Origin of the sequence: Bacillus mesophilus (genome assembly GCF_011008845.1) — a bacterium.
Lineage (GTDB): Bacteria > Bacillota > Bacilli > Bacillales > SA4 > Bacillus_BS > Bacillus_BS mesophilus.
Genome location: NZ_JAAIWM010000002.1, coordinates 554217 through 574653 on the forward strand (window position 1 = coordinate 554217; position 20437 = coordinate 574653).

Genomic DNA, 20437 nt, shown 5'->3' on the forward strand with positions numbered 1-20437 from the left:
TATACAAAATAGTCGTTTGCTCTATTAATAAACCGTTTCTTTAAAGAAGAACCCCGTGTCCAATGGACGATTAGAAGGTTGGATACTCTCTATTTGTTCTAATAACGCTTCCTTCTGGTCTTCATATTCTTCACGATTTTCAACACATAAATCGATAGCTTGGCGGTATCTTTTCGTTACTTCGATGATATATTCCGAGCTTTTTAAGATGCCATCAATTTTTAATGAATCTACTTCAGCATCAATCATCTCTTCTAGTTCATCTATTATACAAATATCGTTGGGACTCATAATATGGGTACCATTTTCGTCTTCAAAGATAGGGTACTTATTCTCTCTCTCCTTATCATGTAAAAACAGGGTTTGATCTCCCTTAACATGCTCAATCTCCATGGTTTTACCTTGGTATTGGAAGTAGTTCCCTAGTAATGAACGCTTTGATTGAAACATACAAGTCATCCCGTGAACTTGTACCTCAAGCTCAACCTTTGCATGTTCTTTCATTTCGACTATTGCATCCATGTTTATTTCCCTTGCTAGGACTGCTCGTTTTGCCCCTTTTCTTCCCCAATAGTTACAAGTAAACCAGTTGGTTGCTGTGGTCTCTGTATTCCAATGAAGGGGGATGGATGGTGCTATTTCTTTAGCAACCATAAGTACAGCAGGGTCTCCAAACACGATAGCATCAGCATTCACATCTTTTAAGAACGAAATATAATCTGAAAGCTCATCTATTTTTTCATTATGAAAGATAGCATTAATCGCTATATATACTTTTTTTCCACTTTTATGTGCAAGTTCAATGCTTTGTTTTACATCTCTGCGAGAAAATTCACCTGCAAGTCTTAGTCCAAATTGCTGTTCTCCAATGATAAAGGCATCTGCACCTGCTTCGATTAGTGGTACTATATCATCTACATGTCTTGGTGTTACTAATAATTCAGGTTTTTTCATCCCATCACCCCTTTTGCTTACTAATGGCAATTCCATCACCGATTGGAAGAATGGTTGTGTCATATAAGGAATTTTGCATTAGCCATTCGTTATAACCTTGAATCTTCTTTACAAGTGATTTAATTCGTTTGTTATCAGTATTATTTACCGCTACTAGACCTTTAAATAGTACATTATCTGAAATAATGACTCCGTTTTTTCCCAGTAGCTTCTCATACTTCTCGAAGAATTTTGTATACTGACCTTTTGCTGCGTCAATAAAAATAACATCAAAGGTTTGCTCGATACTTACCTCTAAAGCATCACCCAAGATGACTTCTATTTGGTCAGACATATTTGCTTTATCAATATAATAAAGCGCTCTCTGGTAGCGCTCCTCGTCTCGTTCTATAGTCACTACACTCACATCTTGAACAGCTTTAGCCATGCGAATAGAGGAATACCCTATTGCCGTACCAATCTCAAGGATTGCCTTAGGCTGAATTAGTCTAATAAACTGTAACAAGGCTTCCATCCCTATTAATTCCATAATGGGTACATTATGCTCTTTTGCATATTGTTCCATTTCTAAAAGAACAGGTTCTCGCTCTGGAATAAGTGATTGTAAATAGTTTTCAAGCTCCGATGGTATCATGAATTAAGCCTCCATCTCTATACAACTCGGTATATTTTAACACACTCGATAAGGGAAATGCTAATTTTTTTATGTATCTCTTTATTTTTTTGCAGTTTTCTCATAGCTTGTTGGTTTCGGACATTGTTCGTTCCATTCCGCTCCAAACACTTGCTTTCCGCTTCACTACACTTCTGCATTTTCAAAAGCAAGAACCTAAACGAGAAGAACCTTATTTTAAAATAAGTTCCCCTGAAAATAAATAGGAGTACTTTCATCCATCATAATAAAACTGATCCCTTTACAGTGCCTCATATAAAAAAGAAAGGGATGCTTAAGTACGCATCCCTTTTGGTTAGTTATTTGTAATATGCTTGGCCTTTTCACGATTATGCTCATCTAGGGTCCTTGTGAAGATTACTTCGCCATCTTTGGTAGCTAGGAAGTAAAAGAAATCTGTCTCTGAAGGATGAAGTGCTGCTTCTATTGACATTTGACCTGCATTTGCAATTGGTCCAATTGGCAATCCCTGAATCACATATGTGTTGTAAGGCGAATCAATCTCTAGGTCTTCATAAAGAACTCGATCCTTATGTTTACCTAAAGCGTAAAGAACTGTTGGATCTGTTTGCAGTGGCATACCTTCCTCTATACGATTGTAGAATACACTCGAAATGTCCTCACGATCAGTTTTAGCTGTTGCTTCTTCTTCAATTAAGGAAGCAAATGTTAATAACTCATGAACTGTCATTTCTTTTTCTGTCATATCATCTTGATAAGCAAAGAGTACGTCCTCAGTTTTATCTAACATAACCTCTACTATTTGATCGATAGAAGGTTTCTCTGTATAAAATGGATAGGTTGCAGGGAATAAATACCCTTCTAACGGATAGCGAATTTCTTCATTAAGGATATCTTCAGTTAAAACAGAAGGATATTGTTCCATTAAGCTTGACAGATACTCAGGATCATTAAGCTGAGTCATAAGCTCTTCTTCTGTATAACCTGTTTTCTCTGAGACAATTTTCACAATCTGCTCTAGAGTTTTACCTTCGGGGATCGTTAGTGAAAAAACAACCTCTTGTAGGATTTTCCCTGTCTTTAAACTAGCAATAATTTCTTCAAATTTCATTGCTGGATTTAGTACATAATCTCCAGCCATAAAGCCTGATTCATTTTTAAATTTTACATAATAACGAAATACATCTGCGTTCTTTATAATACCATTCTCTTCTAAAATCATAGCAATACCTCTAGTAGAAGACCCTATCGGGATCGTTACATCTACAGGTTCACTATTGGTCGGATCAACTGGTTGTAATGCTGATTCAATATACTTATAACCAAATGTTATTCCAGCACCTAAGGAAATAAAGATGACGATTGTAGCAACTAGAACTATTCTTCTGACTAGCTTGGCCTCTTTGTGCTTCTCAATAAGCTTATCTTTATATTGATCTTGATTTGATTCAGATTCAATTGAAGACATAATTATAACCCTCCCCCTCAACGGAACTATTATACTACATTTTTCATCTATTTCGTCAATTAAATACAAAATTTAGTAGTTTATATTCCGTCCATATTGTGAAACAAAATAGTTGTGAGTAGTGAATTGGTAGAAAGGATTTAATTCAGATTATTGAAGGTCATAACAAAAACTTTATCTAAGTCTTTAAAAAAGAGCACAAAGAAAAAGATGAGCCATTATGGCTCATCCTCTTTTTACTCTTCTTCTTCTTCATCAAGAAATGTATTTAACATTTCTTCAATCATATCCCACTCTTCATCTGTTTCAATTGGAGCTAGTTCCCCTTCTTCTGTTTCTCCAGAAGTAAAGCTTGAAGCATGAATCTCGATGTCCTCTTCATCCTCATCTGCACCTATTGGATAATAAAGTACATATGATTTTTTAAATTCTTCAGAATCAAATGTAAAGAGCACTTCACATAATTGTTCATTTCCATCTTCATCAATTACTGTAATTTGTTTTTCACCATGTGTCATATTCATTTCACCTCGTTAGTTTTTGCTATCCAAATAATTTTGAAGAATAACCGAAGCTGCTAGTTTATCAATAACCTTTTTACGTTTCTTTCTACTAACATCAGCAGAAAGAAGAATACGTTCTGCAGCCATTGTTGATAGTCGCTCGTCCCATAATTGAACAGGTAGTTGAAAGGTTTCCGATAATAGTTCCGCATACTTTTGACAAGCTTCTCCGCGAGGACCAATCGTCCCATTCATATTTTTAGGAAGTCCAACTACAACAGATTCAACCTGGTACTCTTCTATTATTTCCTTTAATCGATTAAATCCAAACTGTTTTTTTTCTTCATTGATTTGGATGGTTTCTAAGCCTTGTGCTGTCCAACCCATCTCATCACTAACTGCAACACCAACAGTTTTCGTCCCAACATCTAATCCTAATATTCTCATTTGTTACCCCATTGCTTGATCATTTCTTTGAACCTCTAGCTTTACTTATTTTTTTCGTGTAGCTAAATAAGATTTGACTAGCTCTTCGATGATTTCATCACGTTCAAGCTTTCTGATGATATTTCTCGCATCCATATGCCTTGGGATATAAGCTGGGTCACCCGATAACAAATAGCCTACAATTTGATTAATGGGGTTATAGCCTTTCTCTTGAAGGGCGTCATAAACCGTAAACAACACATCATCTACATTAGTATCAAGCTGATCCTCTTGAAAATTAAATTTCATCGTTTTATCAAAAGAGCTCATGTCTACACCTCACTCTCAAGCAAAAGCTTGTCAACATTTACCTTCATTGTACACTAACCACTTGTCATAATAAAGCAAACTACAAAAATATCTGTTATGTAGGGTTTCTAGAGAGGGGTTACCCCACCAGAAACCCTTGCAAAAAGAACATTTAAACCGACTTTATTACCCATTCCTCAACATATTCAAGAGCTTCTGTTAATTTATCCGGGTCTTTTCCTCCAGCTTGTGCCATATCAGGACGGCCACCACCACCGCCACCACAACGTCCAGCAACTTCTTTTATAAGCTTTCCAGCATGATACCCTTTTGGAAGTAAATCCTCGGTAACACCCGCTAATAAGTTGACCTTATCTGTTCCAACCACTGATCCTAAGATAATCACACCAGATCCTATTTTAAGCTTTAAATCATCAACCATAGAACGTAAGCTGTTCATATCAGTGGCATTGACCTTACTAGCTAGAACCTTTACTCCATTAATCTCTTTGACCTGATTGATCAAGTTACCTGCTTCAATATTTCCAAGCTTAGCCGCTAAAGATTCATTTTCTCTTTGCAGTTGCTTCATTTCGATCTGTAGAGTATCAATTCTATTTACTATGTCTTTTGGATTCGATTTTAATCTCGCTGCCGCTTCATTTAGAAGGCTAATTTGCTCGTACATCGCTGCATATGCTGCTTGACCAGTTACTGCTTCAATTCTTCTAGTACCAGCACCTATTCCTGATTCTGAAACAATTTTGAATAGCCCAATCACAGCAGTATTTTGAACATGACAACCGCCACAAAGCTCTAGGCTATAATCACCGACCTGAACCACTCGAACAATTTCTCCATACTTCTCACCAAAAAGCGCCATTGCCCCCATAGCTTTTGCTTCAGTTAGTGATTTATTAGAAATTTCAACGTCAATACTTTGCCAAATCTTTTTATTTACGATTTCTTCAATTTGTTCTAGTTCTTCAGGTTTAATTTGGCCGAAGTGAGAGAAGTCAAAACGTAAACGATCTTTTGTAACTAGTGAGCCTGCTTGGTTAACATGCCCACCTAATACATCTTTTAAAGCCTGATGAAGAAGATGAGTGGCAGTATGATTTTTAATAATGCCTCCTCTTAACTCCTGATCAATTGTTGCTGAAACGGAAGTACCCTTTGTTAATGTACCTTCCTCCACAATAATTTGATGTAAGTTTTGACCATTTGGAGCTTTCTGTACATCTTTAACTAGTACCTTGAGGCCATTGCCTACTAGATATCCTTTATCGGCAATTTGACCACCACTTTCAGCATAAAACGGCGTAGAGCTAAGAATGATTTGCCCTTCTTGCCCTGCTGATAGCTCATTGACAAATTGATGGTTTGAGACTATTTCTAACACATTTGCTTCTTCTTCAAGCTTTTCATACCCAACAAAGCTGCTCTTTGCCGTAATTTCTCCAAGCACTCCACCTTGAACCTGCATGGAACCTGTATCTTGTCTAGCAGCTCTTGCTCGTTCACGCTGGCTGTTCATCTCAACTTCAAAGCCTTCAGTATCAAGGACCATACCTTCTTCTTCCGCGTATTCTTCTGTAAGCTCAACAGGGAATCCATATGTGTCATAAAGTCTGAACACATCTGCACCTGGAATAACAGTTTCGTTCTTTTCTTTTTGTGAGCGAATGACAGCTGATAAAATAGCCAATCCATCATTTAACGTTTCTAAAAAGCGTTCTTCTTCATTTTTTATAACCTTCTGGATAAACTCAGTCTTTTCTTTCACTTCTGGATAGAAGTCCACCATCACGTCTGCAACTACCGGAACAAGCTCAAACATAAATGGACGCCCAATGTCTAATTGCTTAGCATAACGTACCGCTCTACGTAACAATCTTCGTAGTACGTACCCTCTACCTTCATTGGAAGGAAGTGCACCGTCTCCAACAGCGAAGGTTACTGTTCTAACATGGTCAGCGATTACCTTAAACGCTACGTCCTTCTCCTTTGATTCACGATACTTATGGCCAGAAATGTTCTCTGTAGCCTCAATAATCGGAACAAATAGATCAGTATCAAAATTAGTAGGTACTCCTTGAATAACAGAGCACATACGCTCTAATCCCATTCCGGTATCAATGTTTTTCTTTGGAAGTGGAGTATATGTTCCATCTGGATTATGATTAAATTCTGAGAACACGAGATTCCAAACTTCTAGATAACGCTCATTTTCTCCACCTGGGTAAAGTTCTGGATCACTCGGGTCATTTCCATACTCTTCACCACGATCGTAAAAAAGCTCCGTATTAGGTCCACTTGGACCCTCTCCAATGTCCCAAAAGTTACCCTCAAGACGAATCACTCGTTCTTTAGGTACCCCTACTTCCTCTGTCCAGATTTTATAGGCTTCTTCATCTTCAGGATGGATGGTAACTGATAGCTTCTCCGGATCAAAGCCAATCCAATCTTTACTAGTTAGGAATTCCCATGCCCAGTGGATAGATTCAGTCTTAAAATAATCACCAATAGAAAAATTTCCTAGCATCTCAAAGAAAGTATGGTGTCTAGCTGTTTTTCCAACATTCTCAATATCGTTTGTTCTAATCGATTTTTGTGCGTTACATATGCGAGGGTTCTCGGGAATCACACGACCATCAAAATATTTCTTTAATGTCGCAACTCCACTATTGATCCAAAGTAGGGACGGATCCTCATGAGGAACAAGTGGACGACTTGGCTCTACTGAATGACCCTTTTCCTTAAAAAAGTCTAAAAATAACTGTCTTACTTGAGCTGATGATAACTGTTTCAAAGTACTTCCTCCTAACATGTTTTAAAGAACAAAAGGCTTAAGTGCCCTTTCTTGCCTCCTACAAGCAGATGCTTATAGTCTCCAAGGGTAAAACCCACGAGGTAGGGTGTAAAGCAAATAAAAAAACTCCCATCCCTTGTATATACATACAGGGACGAGAGTTACTCGCGGTACCACCCTGATTATGATTACTCACGTAACCATCACTCAGATTTCTGTAACGTAGAAATACGGCAGGTTTTTTAAATCTGCACTCTGGAATAGCCTTCAGGTACACTTCACCTAGATTTCCTCTCAGCCAAGGGAAACCCTCTCTTAAGGTGGGCTGTAGCTTACTCGTTCCTTCATAGTTTTAATTTTGATATCTATTATGCCGCTTATTATAGACAAAGCTTCTACCCTTTGTCAATGTTTTGTAAAATGGGCTTTTGCATGGAGGAGAATCACCTTTAGGATTGCTAGCAATGGTACGGCTAAAATAAGGCCTGCCACACCACCGATTTCCCCACCAGCTAATAACGCAAACATAATAAACACTGGGTGCATATGAAGACTTTTGCCTACAATTAATGGGGATAATAAATTACCTTCAATAAATTGTATGCTAAAAATAACAATTGCCACAAACAGAACCATCTTACCTGATATCGTTACTGCAATTAACATTGCAGGTATTGCCCCGATAATTGGACCAAAATAGGGAATGACGTTGGTTACTCCTACAATAACCCCTAATAGCAGAGGATATTTCATATCAATTAACCAAAATCCGAGTGTTGAAATAATACCAACCACTAGACAGACTAAAAGCTGGCCACGAATATAATTTCCTAGCGATTGATCTATATCCTTCAAAAAGCGTATACCTGACTTTCGATAATTCCTTGGAGTTAAATACCATACAGTCTTTTTAATCTGATCGAAGTCTTTTAACATATAGAAAACAATAAACGGGATAATTAAAATGAGTAGGAAGTAATTAATCACACTTCTTAACACATTTATAACATTTGTTAGGATAGATGCAATTGATTCTTCTACTCCTGTTAGGGTTTGTTCTATTCTTGCATGGACACCATCAGGTAATTGCTCTGTCTGTTGGTGAATAGAACTGGACCATGCTCGATACTTTTCAAACAGCTCTGGAACATTATTGCCAAGCTCTCTAATTTGAATTAAAATCTGTGGAAGTCCCTTGTAAAGGCCAAGAGCAATTCCACCAAAAAACAATCCATAAATAATTAAAATAGCAATGGGCCTTGGAATATTATAAGCATGTATCTTTTCGATTAACGGATGAAGTAAATACGTTATAAACGAGGCGATTAGAAAGGGAATAAATATAGCTAATGCCACTTGATAAATCGGTGTCCAAAAGGGCTCAAGCTTTAAAAAAACATAAATACACAATAGAAATAGTAACAGTGTTAGAATTCTTATGAGCCAGTTAGTATTTATATTTTTCATATGCACTCCCTCCCTTACATAATGTGAAACAAAGTTTAGCAATTATGCATCGCGAGGGGTTAATTCATTATTTTATTGATATTTGACCAATAAAAACAAAGGGATCTCCAATTAGAGATCCCTTCGTGTACTAGTTAATTACCACATTTTTGTAATACGTTTGCGGAGCTTTCTTACCGGTCTGCTTGACATCATATCATTTTCCTGTGCCTTGTGAAAAGCGTATGCTCCAAGACCCATAGCAATTATAGATGTTAGTGTTCTATTCATGGTGTAAACACTCCTCTTTCGTTACATATTTATAATGCGCTCATCTTCACCAAACAGATCATCAAGAGAGCTTAATGTGCCATCTTCTTCCACTTGATGAACATTCATAATTCCTTTTGAAATCGATAATTCAATAAAGCAATTCCAGCAATAATATTGATTGACGCCAATTTTTCCGATATCTTTACTTTTACAATTTGGGCACTGCAAGTTCTAAGGGCCTCCTTATACCATTCACGTGTCAATTTCGATCAGTACAATATCCTCGCCGAACTGAAGTGGATGATTTGTCTTCACATTCTTTTTTCCTTCAGATAAATCAGCAAAGAATCCTTCTGATACTTCATACCCTAAAATAGTGCCCAAATTTGCATCAAAATATACATCATCGACGATACCAAGTTTTTCTCCTTCTTTTGTAAAAAGGAGCTTACCGACCAAATCATGATCGCATAGAAAATGATCGGGCTCTTCTACAATGCCGGATTGTAAAGAACTTCTATCTTCTAGCATCACACCATCTGTTCCGATGGATAATACTTTGTCGATGCTGATTAATCGATCACGTTCAAAGAGGCCCTTCACATCAAGCATGACTGCTCTGATCACACCTTCATTCGAGACCATTAAATCGGAAACAACACCCAACGCTTTACCTGTGGATGAATCATACACTGGCATACCTTTAATCAAAGTAAATGTTCGCAAAAGTACTCCCCACCTTCCCGAACATTTTTATAGTTTGTATTAATCCATAAAGTCATACGGAGAAACGTTTACCATAGCCGCACGTTCTGCATCAACAGACAACTCAAACCCGGCAGATTCAGTTTCTGTAACGATGTTGCCAATCATTCCCTTAACTCTTTCTGTTAAAGTGGTTTGACGTTTCCGATCTTCCGTACGTTGAATCCCCTGCAATAGGGTCTCTTCTTCCCCACATAGAATTAAAAACTCTTTACTTCTTGTTATCGCTGTATAAATTAAGTTTTTTCGAAGCATTCTATAATAACTTTTTACAACAGGAAAAATGACAATTGGAAATTCACTGCCTTGTGCTTTATGTACAGAGCAACAATAAGCATGAGTAATTTGATTTAAATCCTGCTTTTTATAGGTTACCTCTGTCCCTTCAAAGGCAATTACAATAAGGTCTTCCTTTTCTACGTTTTCCTTCGCATAGAAAACAGAAACAATCTCTCCCATATCCCCATTAAACACGTTTTGATCAGGTTGATTCACAAGCTGAAGAACCTTATCACCAACCCGGTAAGCCTTGTCTCCATAAGAAATTTCTCTCTTCTGATCTGTTTTTGGGTTAAACAAAGTTTGTAGTTCAAGATTTAATGTATCGATTCCCGCAGGTCCCCTGTACATAGGGGCAAGGACTTGAATATCTCTTGGAGAAAAGCCCTTTTTAACTGCATTAGCACAAACCTTTTTAACAACATCAATTACTTGATATTGATTGCACTTCAAAAACGACCGATCCGATTTTGGAGTCATAATATCATGTGGTAATGTACCCTTTTTAATATCATGTGCTAGTTCTACAATGGTTGAATCCTCTGACTGACGGAAGATATCAACAAGTCGAACCGTAGGAATGGTACCAGTATCTAATAAATCACTCAGCACTTGACCTGGCCCAACGGAGGGCAACTGATCCTCGTCACCTACCAAAATAACCTGAAGAGAAGCAGGTAATGATTTGAATAACTGATTAGCCAACCACGTATCAACCATAGACACTTCATCAACTATAAGTATCTTTCCATCAACAGGATTATCTTCATCATGATCAAATCCGTCTACTCCATTCCAACCAAGAAGTCGGTGAATCGTAACAGCTGGTAGTCCAGTTGATTCATTCATCCGTTTAGCTGCTCTTCCTGTAGGTGCAACTAGCAAAAATGGAAAGGGTTCTTCTTTTTTATAATCCTTTGGATCCAAGGAACAACCATGGAGTTCCGCATATAACTCAACGATACCCTTGATGACAGTTGTTTTCCCTGTACCTGGTCCTCCTGTTAAAAGAAGCATAGGAGACGACAGGGCTTTTTGAATAGCATCCTTTTGAGAAGGTGCATATTGTACCTTGAGGCGTTCTTCGAGTGCTCCTAAAGCTAGTAAGAATTCAGACTCCGGAAAGGAATCTTCATACTCTTCCTGTTCTAATAACCTCTTTATATTAGTAACTAAGCCTTTTTCAGAAAAAAATAACGAAGGAAGGTAATAACGGTCATCTTCAAGGACTAACTTCCCTTCCTCAACCAGATATTCCAGCTGTTGGATGATATCCGATTCAGAAATCAGGTCATAATGCGAGGATTCTAATAATCCCCTTACTCTTTCGTACAATTGCTCTCCTAAAAGATATACATGCCCTTCCTGCATACTAAACTGGTCAATCACATAAAGACATGCGGCCTTTATACGTTCAGGATGCTTTCCCACCATCCCTATCGCTTTACCAAGTTCATCAGCTTTTGCAAAGCCAATTCCCTCAACGTCCGCCATTAGCTGATAGGGGTTTCGCTTAATCATGTCTAGGGTTTGATCTCGGTATGTTTGGTATATCTTCATTGAAAGCTGGGGGCCAAATCCATATTGAGATAAAGTGACCATGACCTGTTCTAAACCTTGGTGTTCAAGTAATGTTCTGGCTAGCTCTTTTGCTTTTTCTGAAGTTAACTGTGGTACAGATTTTAAAACATCAGGGTTATGTAAGATTTTATTAATTGCATCTTCACCAAGTGCTTCTACAATTTTTTCAGCTGTTTTTTTTCCTATTCCTTTAAATAGATCGCTCGATAAATATAATATAATTCCTTGCTCGGTTCTGGGAATTTCTTTTTGGAAGTGATTCACATGATATTGAATACCAAACTTAGGATGATCCTTAAACACACCAAAGAAGGTATAAGTCTCATGTTCCTGAAGAAGAGGGAAATAGCCTGTTACAATTGCCTCTTTATCCTCATAATTTTCGGTAGTCTCTTCGATCCGAATCCGTAGAACTGTATATAAGTTGGAATCATTATGAAAGATCGTAACAATTGGATGACCTTTTACATATTTTTCTGGTTCCGTCATCTGGCTCCCTCCTCTCTGTCCAGTCAGAAGTTATATTACTCTTGTTCCAATAGGCGTTTTCCGTTACCTGCTAATAGATGATCTGGCTGTATTTCTAACGCCTTATTAAACATTTCTAATGCCTTATCAGCATTTTCCTTATGAGCATAGGCAACACCTAGATTAAAGTAAACATCTGCATTGTCCACCTGCATTTCAACAAGGTCTTCAAATTGCTTAATACATTCGTCAATAAGCTCCAGCTGTGCCAGGCATAAGCCATATTGAAACTTAGCTTCATAGTCAATTACATTAAGCTCAACAGCTCGCTGAAGGTATGGAAGTGCGTGCTTAAATAATTCTTGCTGCATATAAGTAAGCCCGAGCATAAAATAGACATCAGAGTTATCTAGTCCTTTTTCTATTGCCATGGAAAAATAATGTGTCGAATTCGTAAATTCTTCCATTTCAAAATATATAGTACCAACTCCGTAATAGGCTGTGGCTAATTGTTCATCAATCTCAATCGCTCTTTTAAAAAAAGCTAGTGCTTTGTCTGTTTCCCCTACGGCTGCTAACAAATTTCCGAAGTTCACATTTCCAATCGGATCATTTGGGTTTTCTTCCAAAGCCTCTGTAAACACTTTCGCTGCTTCTTCAAGGTTTCCTTCTTGCATATATTGAATTCCTAGTTTATTTTTATCTGTCATGTTAATCATCCCTTTTCTTTAACATATTTTTTTATAAAGTATGTAGTTAAGTCAAGAAGACCTCAACCAATTAGGCTGAGGTTCTTAGACATACCAGAGTTCCTTTGAATTTCTAAAAATGTCATTAATGGTTCCCCCACCCAGACACTCATCGCCTTGATAAAACACGACAGCTTGACCAGGAGTAACTGCACGAACTGGTTCATCGAATACAATTTTAACGTTATTGTCATCGATATAGTGAACAGTCACACCATGATCTTCTTGACGATATCTGAATTTTGCGGTGCATGAAAATCCGGATTCTTTGGGAAGATCCGAGACCCAACTAATGTTTGTTGCTGTAATCTCATCTGAATACAGAAGTTCGTTATGAAACCCTTGTTCTACATAAAGAATATTTTCTTTTAAGTTCTTACCCACAACAAACCATGGATCACCGCTACCACCAATCCCTAATCCTTGACGTTGGCCAATGGTATAGTACATTAATCCATCATGCTTTCCTTTTACTTCACCTGAGAGAGTCTTCATACTCCCTGGCTGGGCAGGTAAATACTGACTTAAGAACTCCTTAAAATTGCGCTCCCCGATAAAACAAATACCCGTACTATCTTTCTTAGAAGCAGTGGCTAATCCTGCTTTTATAGCTATTTCTCTTACCTCTGGCTTTGGTAGGTCCCCTAAAGGAAACATAACCTTAGAGAGCTGAGCTTGTCCTAGTTGATTTAGAAAGTATGTTTGATCTTTATTTTGATCAAGGGCTCGAAGCATTTTATATTCTCCATCGCGAAATGCTACCTTTGCGTAATGACCAGTTGCTAAATAATCTGCTCCTAATTCTAGAGCATGTTCTAGGAAGGCCTTGAACTTAATCTCCTTATTACACATGACATCAGGGTTTGGTGTTCTTCCACCCTTATACTCGTCCAAGAAATACGTAAACACTTTGTCCCAATATTGCTTCTCAAAGTTAACTGCATAATAGGGAATTCCAATTTGGTTGCATACCTTGATCACGTCATTATAGTCTTCCGTTGCTGTACATACACCAAACTCGTCCGTGTCATCCCAGTTCTTCATAAAAATCCCAATTACATCATACCCTTGCTCCTTTAAAAGAAGCGCTGCAACACTAGAGTCAACCCCACCTGACATCCCGATTACAACTCGAGTTTCACTTGGTGCTTTGGTCGTCATGCTAGTCACCTCCTAGTTAACCTTTTTACAATTTTAACAGTCTCTTCTGCTACTTTTTGAATCTGTTCTTTTGTATTTCCTAATCCAAAGCTAAATCGAATGGAGGTTTTACCTCGGTCCGATTCACTTCCGTACATCGCACATAATACATGAGAAGGATCGATCGAACCTGCTGTACATGCTGATCCACTTGAGGCAGCTATTCCAGCCAAATCTAAGTTAACTAGAAAAGATTCCACGTTAATTCCCGGAAAATGAATATTAATGATATGTGGTAAACTTTTATTCAAGTCCCCGTTCACAGCAAAATCAATATCATTACTCATAAATGTGTCGATTAAAATTTGTTTATAGCCACTGTAATTACTTTGTTTTTCATTCATTTCCTGCTGTGATAGAGTAACGGCATGCATGAGTCCAATAATTCCAGGAACATTTTCTGTACCCGCTCTTCGTTTTCTTTCTTGTTCCCCACCATATGTGACAGATACTAGCTTTGTCCCTTCTTTTACATAAAGAAAGCCTGTCCCTTTTGGGCCATTAATTTTATGACCTGAAACGGATAATGCGTCCACCTTTAAATGGTTAACAGAAACAGGAAGAGCTCCGAACGCTTGAACGGCATCTGTATGCAAGTATGCCTGATGACCCTCAAGTAAAACAGCAATTTCTTCAATTGGCTGAATCGCTCCTACTTCATTGTTACCGAGCATAATGGTTACCAGGATGGTGTCATTTCGTAATGCTTGCCTAACATCATCAAGTTTAACAACCCCATCTTCACCAACAGGAAGGTAGGTGACTTCAAACCCCTGCTGCTCAAGATAGTTGCAGGTATGAAGGACCGCGTGATGCTCAATTGCGCTCGTAATAATATGAGACCCCTTTTCCTTATTAGCAAATGCCATCCCGATAATAGCTAGGTTATCAGCCTCAGTGCCACCACTAGTAAATATAATTTCACTTTCTTTAGCACCAATTGACGCTGCGATGACTTCTCTTGCTTGATCTAGTGCATGTCGACTCTTTCGTCCAAAGGAGTGAATGCTCGACGGATTTCCATATGTAGTGGTCATAAAAGCAAGCATCTCTTGTGCGACGACCGGATGAAGTGGTGAGGTTGCAGCATGATCCACATAAATAGGCTCTCTCATTTGTTTCACTCCTTTCATTTATGTTATGTACTATTATTTCCTATATATAAAACATATAAGCATCCTGTTCTCCATCAGAATAGCTTGCTAAGTCCTCTAATGTTGTACTGTCTAAGACTTCTTTTACAGCATCTCTAATTCGGATCCATAGTTCACGCTTTGCTGGCTCTTCGTCATCTAATACTTCAACAGGACTTATAGGTCCTTCAAGAACACGAATAATATCTCCTGCTGTAATCGCTGCAGGTGCATCAGCCAGCATATAGCCACCATATGCGCCTCTAATACTTTTCACTAGCCCTGCATTCCGTAAAGGGGCAATTAATTGCTCTAGGTAATGCTCTGACAAATCATGAGTTTGTGCAATAGATTTTAAAGAAACAGGCCCTTCCCCATACTGTCTCGCCAGTTCAATCACAATGGTCAGCCCGTATCGTCCTTTAGTTGATATTTTCATTCTTCATTACACCCCTTTTAATATCCATTAGTCATGTATTTTCAGTTTTATTAATCTCCAACTCCTACCTCATTTGAGAGGGGGGTATCTATATAGCGCGGGGCCAAGATTTTATCAACTAGCTTTTCACATTGTGGTAAAGTGAAGCTTACAATCGGTCCTATTGTGATACAAAAAACAATTGTCCCAACAAAGACTGGCCCATCTAAAAGGAACCCTAACGTCAATACAACCACTTCAATCGCTCCACGGATATATTGAACCTTCCATCCTGTCCTTTGTGTTAACACCAACATTAATGAATCACGAGGACCTGCGCCACATCTTGCCGATATATATAACCCAATTCCATATCCAATAACAAGAATTCCAATGACTAGCATCAGGTATTGCTCTAGTAAGCTATTAGGTGTTTTTAGAAAGGGGAGTAGCATGATTAAGTCAATAAAAATCCCCACTAATAACATATTTAGAAACGCGCCTAGTTTTGGCCACGCTTTTGATAAAAGACTTGCTATAAGCAAAATAAAGAAACCTGCAATAATGGACCACGTACCAATACTTAATCCAAATTGTTTGTAAAGACCGATATGAAAAACATCCCAAGGTGCACTCCCAACATCAGCCTTGATCATTAAGACAATTCCAAAAGACATGACTAGAAGTCCAATCATAAACACTAACCATTTAGCCGATAAATCCGCAAGATGGTTTCTCTTCCCCTGCTTCATACGTGAACCCTTCTCTCATCTGTCAAAGTTGTCTTTACTTTCTGTCTCATCTATTCTATTTTTCAAATATAAAGCATTATAGCATACTTCAGGGGTGATTACATTTTTATGTGTTTAAAAAGGGGATTGTGAATTGAGTTTTTTAATTGGTGTACGGTCTAAGATTTTGTCCATTTTTAAATCTAGATTCGACTTTCCTTACAAAAAGAAAATTAACTTGTTTTTACAGGATCAATTACCCTAACAAGGTAAAAACACTCGGTATTTCTCCCAAGTGTTTTTATTGCTCTTTAAATTCTTTAAGTTTCTTATGAATACCAGCTAAACGCTTTTCATCTCCTGCTTCTTTTGGAACGTAATATTGTGTTCCTAACAATTCTTTTGGAAGATAATCTTGCTTCACCCATCCACCAAATGTTCCAATCGGATAATCGTGAGGGTATTTATAGCCAACATGCCCTAATGCCTGTGCACCAGCATAATGAGCATCTCGAAGATGTTTAGGTATTTCTCCTACTCTTCCATTTCTTATATCACTAATGGCTTGATCTAACGCCTTATAAGCTGAGTTCGACTTAGAGGATAGACACATTTCAACTACCGCCACTGATAATGGGATTCTTGCTTCTGGTAAACCTAATCGTTCACTTGAAGTAACAGCAGCTAAGACATTGTTACCTAAAGCTGTGTTAGCCAATCCGATATCCTCATAAGCGATGACTAGTAATCTACGATTTAATGCAACTAAGTCGCCCGTTTCCAGTAAGTGCGCAAGATAGTAAAGAGCTGCATCCACATCACTTCCTCGGATACTTTTTTGTAGACTCGAAAGCAGGTTATAAAAATGAGTACCCTTTTTATCTCCATACACGCCTACATTCTCTACCATTTCTTCAATCAATCCATCTTCAACTATATATACATCATTTTCTTTTTTTGAGGCTTGAACAATCGATTCTAATAGTGTTAATGACTTTCTTGCATCACCGTTAGAGCCCCCAGCAATATTTTGTAATTGCTGATCGGTGATTTTAATAGAAAGCTTTCCTAAGCCCTTTTTCTCGTCTGATAAAGCCCTTTGTAGAAGTTCTAGGATGTCACTTGCAGTTAAACGCTGTAACTGTTTAATTTGCCCACAACGACTTCTGATCGCAGGGTTTACATCATGAAAAGGATTTTCTGTTGTTGCCCCTATTAAGATAATATCCCCACGTTCTACATGAGGTAAAAGGTAATCTTGTTGGGCTTTATTAAAACGATGGATTTCATCTAAGAATAAAATAACCTGTCCGGTTAAGCGTGTTTCATCCACGACCGCTTCAACATCTTTTTTGCCAGCAGTTGTTGCGTTTAAAGGAATGTATGGGATTTTAGTTGTCCCGGCAATAGCATTAGCAATGGAGGTCTTCCCTATACCAGGTTCGCCGTATAGTAGCATAGAAGGAACATGGCCATTTTTTATCATTTTATATAAACTAGTATGTTTACCAATAATATTTCTTTGTCCAACAATCTCATCAATTGTGGTAGGTCTCATTTTATATGCAAGTGGCTCAAAACTCATTTCAATGCCTCCATTCATAAGTCTATTATATATCGAAAAACTAGAGATGCCAAAATTCCTTGCCTATTCATACTCTATTGTTTTTACTACCTTTTAATTAGAACTGAAACTATTAAACGTATAAAATCCTAACTTTCGGTAAATGCTAGTTAAAAAAATAGTAAGCTACGAAATGATAGGAGTTGAATACAATGAAGGTACGATCAGATGCATGGACACATGAGGATGACTTATTATTAGCAGAAACCGTTCTTCGCTATATTCGTGAGGGAGGAACACAGCTTCAAGCTTTTGAAGAAGTTGGAGATAAATTAAATCGTACTTCAGCAGCCTGCGGTTTTAGATGGAATGCAGAGGTTAGAAGACAATATGACCAGGCAATATCTATTGCTAAAAAGCAGAGGAAAGAAAGAAAACGTGCTTTAGCAAATTCAACACCGGCTTCTAAAACCGTTACAGGAGAAGTAATGAATAGACCTACCATTCAGACAGTACCAACTTTACCGGTTGAAGAAACTAATCATGAAATCCAAACCTATCAGCAGGAAACAGCAGCTGAAATGACACCAACAATCGCACCTCCTCTTAGAGAGAGGACAACTACAAATCGTTCTACCAATCTGAATCTATCAATTGATGATGTAATTGGGTTCTTAACAAACCTTAAGCAAGAAGGAACACAAGGAACTCAAGCAAAACTTGAAAATGAAAGACTTAAATCGGAAAATGCAGATTTTAAGAGGAAAAACGAAGAACTTCAGCGAAAAGTTCAAAAATTATCAGAACAGCATACAACTATTCAAGAGGATTATCAAGCACTCGTTCAGATCATGGATCGTGCTCGTAGAATGGTAATGTTTGAGGACACAGAGGAACGTAATTCTCCCGTTTTCCGAATGGATAAAAACGGTAACCTTGAACAAGTGGCGAAGTAAAATAAGAAAAGCGAAAGTGCTACATTGAAGTAAGACAGGCTAAGTGTGCAAGTTCTGTTGCAACGCCTGTCTGACCTGTATCGTGCAGGCCTCCCCCAAGCAAGTGTTCCTCTGAGGGAAAAAAAGGGGTTCCTCTTTGTTCTCGAAGGGTTATTGGACTCGGGGGGCTGGGTGCCGAAGCTCGATTACGAACAAATCCATAGTACATAGAGAAAAAAACATCAAAAGACTGCTCTCAGGGCAGTCTCTTTTATGTTTTTTAGGTTTTGTTCATTCGTTTACACATACTTTTAAAGCGGATTGCGTGAGATTCCGTATAATTGCGTGGGTCTACTTATTTATTGCGTGAACTCCTACATAATTGCGTGAGTTCGAAGTTTTTTGTTTGAAATTTAATCATAATTGCGTAAATACATGTGTTACAGGTAAGGGGCTTGAACGCTGGAGATAGATTACTACAAATCATTGAAACAAAGCACCACTAAAGTTTATACTTTCCCTATAAAATCAAAAAAGCCATCAACACATAGGGTTGACAGCTTTTCACTTTTAATCTTTTACACGACTTACTGGAATTTCTTTTGTAATTTCAGTAATAACATGGCCAGCCATAATTAGACCAGCTACAGATGGAACGAACGCATTTGAGGAAGGTGGCATTTTTGCCTTACGAATCTTTGCTCCCTCAGGGGCAATTTCCTTTCGAATATCCTCACGAATAACAATTGGACTTTCATCAGAGAATACTACTTTGATTCCCTTATGAATTCGTTCTTTTCTAAGCTTTGTTCTAATCACTTTTGCCATTGGATCAGTATGCGTTTTAGAAATATCCGCCACTTTAAAACGAGTAGGATCTGTTTTATTGGCAGCCCCCATGCTCGAGATGATCGGGATGTTTCGCTGTAGGCATTCCTTCATTAGATGAATTTTATAGGAAATAGTGTCCGAAGCATCGATTACCCAGTCTAATCCATAACTAAAGAATTCTTCATATGTTTCTTCTGTATAAAACATCTTAAGGGCGATTACTTCACATTCTGGGTTTATGTCTTCTATTCTCGCCTTCATTAAATCAGCTTTTGGTTTTCCTACTGTTGAAAGTAAAGCGTGGATTTGACGATTCACATTTGTTATATCCACATCATCTTTGTCTACTAATAAAATTCTTCCTACACCTGATCTTGCAAGAGCCTCCGCTGAAAAACTACCAACTCCACCAACTCCTAAAACCGCAACAGTGCTATCCTTTAAAAGTTGAAGACCTTCTTTTCCTAAGGCTAATTCATTTCTTGAAAACTGATGTAACATAATTGCACCACTTTCTATGTAATTTCCTATTATGCTTGTTTTCCCCGTTTTTAACGATATCATACTACACTTTAATGTCTAGTATTTCAATAGGAATTTTAGAAATACATGATTTCTAGTTGAACCCAAGGATTATGATATAAAAACCCTATGCCATAGTTAGCATAGGGTAGTATGATATTTAAGTTTAGAAAGTCCCAATTATGCCGTCGATTCCTTCGTTTTGAACCCGCTCTAGGCAGGTGGGTGCACTGTTTCAGACATTTGTAAGTCCTCATGATGAGGCATTTACGCGGTCTGAAAACCCGGGCTCCCGTATAACTTATTGTTCGGTCAAAACAATAGGTTACGCGACGAACACATTAGGACTTTATGTGTGATTATCATATCATGTTTTGAAAACGTTATCAAGGTTACTAAGATTGTCTTTGGTGAAAAAAAGCTATTAAAATTTTAC

20 protein-coding genes, 1 other RNA gene and 1 other annotated feature are annotated in these 20437 nt (G+C 37.9%); of the genes, 1 reads left to right on the plus strand and 20 read right to left on the minus strand.

All coding sequences use genetic code 11. The features are described 5' to 3' along the window. Nucleotides 1–24: 24 nt before the first annotated feature. From G4D63_RS08290 to G4D63_RS08375, 18 genes are all read right to left on the minus strand, one after another. Entirely contained in the window at nucleotides 25–954 is a 930-nt protein-coding gene (locus tag G4D63_RS08290) for a peptidase U32 family protein (RefSeq protein WP_163179162.1), read from the minus strand. Nucleotides 955–958: 4 nt separating this feature from the next. Continuing rightward, the gene (locus G4D63_RS08295; protein ID WP_163179163.1) at nucleotides 959–1588 is read right to left on the minus strand and encodes an O-methyltransferase; all 630 of its coding nucleotides are present in this window, start codon (nucleotides 1586–1588) and stop codon (nucleotides 959–961) included. 334 nt (nucleotides 1589–1922) lie between these two features. Then, on the minus strand, nucleotides 1923–3056 hold the full coding sequence (mltG, locus tag G4D63_RS08300) for an endolytic transglycosylase MltG (protein WP_163179164.1): 1134 nt from the start codon (nucleotides 3054–3056) through the stop codon (nucleotides 1923–1925). Nucleotides 3057–3292: 236 nt separating this feature from the next. Continuing rightward, nucleotides 3293–3574: a DUF1292 domain-containing protein gene (locus G4D63_RS08305; protein WP_163179165.1), complete on the minus strand. Its 282-nt coding sequence runs from the start codon at nucleotides 3572–3574 to the stop codon at nucleotides 3293–3295. Between the two features lie 15 nt (nucleotides 3575–3589). After that, the gene (gene ruvX, locus G4D63_RS08310; RefSeq protein WP_163179166.1) at nucleotides 3590–4006 is read right to left on the minus strand and encodes a Holliday junction resolvase RuvX; all 417 of its coding nucleotides are present in this window, start codon (nucleotides 4004–4006) and stop codon (nucleotides 3590–3592) included. A gap of 45 nt (nucleotides 4007–4051) precedes the next feature. Next, the gene (locus G4D63_RS08315) at nucleotides 4052–4315 is read right to left on the minus strand and encodes an IreB family regulatory phosphoprotein (protein WP_163179167.1); all 264 of its coding nucleotides are present in this window, start codon (nucleotides 4313–4315) and stop codon (nucleotides 4052–4054) included. 151 nt (nucleotides 4316–4466) lie between these two features. Beyond that, entirely contained in the window at nucleotides 4467–7106 is a 2640-nt protein-coding gene (gene alaS / locus G4D63_RS08320) for an alanine--tRNA ligase (protein ID WP_163179168.1), read from the minus strand. A gap of 147 nt (nucleotides 7107–7253) precedes the next feature. Then, nucleotides 7254–7463, minus strand: a binding site (T-box leader). A 48-nt stretch (nucleotides 7464–7511) separates the two neighbouring features. Then, complete coding sequence (locus G4D63_RS08325; protein WP_163179169.1) at nucleotides 7512–8573, minus strand: AI-2E family transporter; 1062 nt, start codon at nucleotides 8571–8573, stop codon at nucleotides 7512–7514. Between the two features lie 138 nt (nucleotides 8574–8711). Then, nucleotides 8712–8843 (minus strand): YrzQ family protein, encoded by a 132-nt coding sequence (locus G4D63_RS08330; protein ID WP_163179170.1) that lies wholly within the window; start codon nucleotides 8841–8843, stop codon nucleotides 8712–8714. Nucleotides 8844–8864: 21 nt separating this feature from the next. After that, nucleotides 8865–9053: a hypothetical protein gene (locus G4D63_RS08335; protein WP_163179171.1), complete on the minus strand. Its 189-nt coding sequence runs from the start codon at nucleotides 9051–9053 to the stop codon at nucleotides 8865–8867. Nucleotides 9054–9077: 24 nt separating this feature from the next. Beyond that, nucleotides 9078–9551 (minus strand): PRC-barrel domain-containing protein, encoded by a 474-nt coding sequence (locus G4D63_RS08340; RefSeq protein ID WP_163179172.1) that lies wholly within the window; start codon nucleotides 9549–9551, stop codon nucleotides 9078–9080. 39 nt (nucleotides 9552–9590) lie between these two features. Next, nucleotides 9591–11939, minus strand: coding sequence for an SF1B family DNA helicase RecD2 (recD2, locus tag G4D63_RS08345; RefSeq protein ID WP_163179173.1), 2349 nt, complete (start codon nucleotides 11937–11939; stop codon nucleotides 9591–9593). A gap of 35 nt (nucleotides 11940–11974) precedes the next feature. Continuing rightward, nucleotides 11975–12628: a tetratricopeptide repeat protein gene (locus tag G4D63_RS08350; protein ID WP_163179174.1), complete on the minus strand. Its 654-nt coding sequence runs from the start codon at nucleotides 12626–12628 to the stop codon at nucleotides 11975–11977. Between the two features lie 84 nt (nucleotides 12629–12712). Next, nucleotides 12713–13828, minus strand: coding sequence for a tRNA 2-thiouridine(34) synthase MnmA (mnmA, locus tag G4D63_RS08355; protein ID WP_163179175.1), 1116 nt, complete (start codon nucleotides 13826–13828; stop codon nucleotides 12713–12715). 5 nt (nucleotides 13829–13833) lie between these two features. Beyond that, nucleotides 13834–14982, minus strand: a complete 1149-nt coding sequence (locus G4D63_RS08360; RefSeq protein WP_163179176.1) for a cysteine desulfurase family protein — start codon at nucleotides 14980–14982, stop codon at nucleotides 13834–13836. A gap of 40 nt (nucleotides 14983–15022) precedes the next feature. Further along, a complete protein-coding gene (gene cymR / locus G4D63_RS08365) occupies nucleotides 15023–15439 on the minus strand; it encodes a cysteine metabolism transcriptional regulator CymR (protein ID WP_163179177.1) in 417 nt (138 codons plus the stop codon). 50 nt (nucleotides 15440–15489) lie between these two features. After that, the gene (locus G4D63_RS08370; protein WP_163179178.1) at nucleotides 15490–16170 is read right to left on the minus strand and encodes a YczE/YyaS/YitT family protein; all 681 of its coding nucleotides are present in this window, start codon (nucleotides 16168–16170) and stop codon (nucleotides 15490–15492) included. A 280-nt stretch (nucleotides 16171–16450) separates the two neighbouring features. Further along, nucleotides 16451–17734, minus strand: coding sequence for a replication-associated recombination protein A (locus G4D63_RS08375; protein ID WP_163179179.1), 1284 nt, complete (start codon nucleotides 17732–17734; stop codon nucleotides 16451–16453). Between the two features lie 191 nt (nucleotides 17735–17925). Between G4D63_RS08375 and G4D63_RS08380 the strand changes: the two genes are divergently transcribed. Continuing rightward, nucleotides 17926–18669 (plus strand): RsfA family transcriptional regulator, encoded by a 744-nt coding sequence (locus G4D63_RS08380; RefSeq protein ID WP_163179180.1) that lies wholly within the window; start codon nucleotides 17926–17928, stop codon nucleotides 18667–18669. Between the two features lie 549 nt (nucleotides 18670–19218). On the opposite strand, the gene G4D63_RS08385 is transcribed toward G4D63_RS08380, so the two are convergent. Further along, on the minus strand, nucleotides 19219–19980 hold the full coding sequence (locus tag G4D63_RS08385; RefSeq protein ID WP_163179181.1) for a tRNA threonylcarbamoyladenosine dehydratase: 762 nt from the start codon (nucleotides 19978–19980) through the stop codon (nucleotides 19219–19221). Nucleotides 19981–20170: 190 nt separating this feature from the next. Continuing rightward, nucleotides 20171–20352, minus strand: a non-coding RNA gene (gene ssrS / locus G4D63_RS08390) — 6S RNA. Between the last annotated feature and the right edge of the window lie 85 nt (nucleotides 20353–20437).

What these genes read in the sequence shown, in the direction of transcription:
- G4D63_RS08290 (WP_163179162.1), bottom strand. Translation starts at nt 954, where the DNA reads ATGAAAAAACCTGAATTATTAGTAACACCAAGACATGTAGATGATATA.
- G4D63_RS08295 (WP_163179163.1), bottom strand. Translation starts at nt 1,588, where the DNA reads ATGATACCATCGGAGCTTGAAAACTATTTACAATCACTTATTCCAGAG.
- mltG (WP_163179164.1), bottom strand. Translation starts at nt 3,056, where the DNA reads ATGTCTTCAATTGAATCTGAATCAAATCAAGATCAATATAAAGATAAG.
- G4D63_RS08305 (WP_163179165.1), bottom strand. Translation starts at nt 3,574, where the DNA reads ATGACACATGGTGAAAAACAAATTACAGTAATTGATGAAGATGGAAAT.
- ruvX (WP_163179166.1), bottom strand. Translation starts at nt 4,006, where the DNA reads ATGAGAATATTAGGATTAGATGTTGGGACGAAAACTGTTGGTGTTGCA.
- G4D63_RS08315 (WP_163179167.1), bottom strand. Translation starts at nt 4,315, where the DNA reads ATGAGCTCTTTTGATAAAACGATGAAATTTAATTTTCAAGAGGATCAG.
- G4D63_RS08325 (WP_163179169.1), bottom strand. Translation starts at nt 8,573, where the DNA reads ATGAAAAATATAAATACTAACTGGCTCATAAGAATTCTAACACTGTTA.
- G4D63_RS08330 (WP_163179170.1), bottom strand. Translation starts at nt 8,843, where the DNA reads ATGAATAGAACACTAACATCTATAATTGCTATGGGTCTTGGAGCATAC.
- recD2 (WP_163179173.1), bottom strand. Translation starts at nt 11,939, where the DNA reads ATGACGGAACCAGAAAAATATGTAAAAGGTCATCCAATTGTTACGATC.
- G4D63_RS08350 (WP_163179174.1), bottom strand. Translation starts at nt 12,628, where the DNA reads ATGACAGATAAAAATAAACTAGGAATTCAATATATGCAAGAAGGAAAC.
- mnmA (WP_163179175.1), bottom strand. Translation starts at nt 13,828, where the DNA reads ATGACGACCAAAGCACCAAGTGAAACTCGAGTTGTAATCGGGATGTCA.
- G4D63_RS08360 (WP_163179176.1), bottom strand. Translation starts at nt 14,982, where the DNA reads ATGAGAGAGCCTATTTATGTGGATCATGCTGCAACCTCACCACTTCAT.
- cymR (WP_163179177.1), bottom strand. Translation starts at nt 15,439, where the DNA reads ATGAAAATATCAACTAAAGGACGATACGGGCTGACCATTGTGATTGAA.
- G4D63_RS08370 (WP_163179178.1), bottom strand. Translation starts at nt 16,170, where the DNA reads ATGAAGCAGGGGAAGAGAAACCATCTTGCGGATTTATCGGCTAAATGG.
- G4D63_RS08375 (WP_163179179.1), bottom strand. Translation starts at nt 17,734, where the DNA reads ATGAGTTTTGAGCCACTTGCATATAAAATGAGACCTACCACAATTGAT.
- G4D63_RS08380 (WP_163179180.1), top strand. Translation starts at nt 17,926, where the DNA reads ATGAAGGTACGATCAGATGCATGGACACATGAGGATGACTTATTATTA.
- G4D63_RS08385 (WP_163179181.1), bottom strand. Translation starts at nt 19,980, where the DNA reads ATGTTACATCAGTTTTCAAGAAATGAATTAGCCTTAGGAAAAGAAGGT.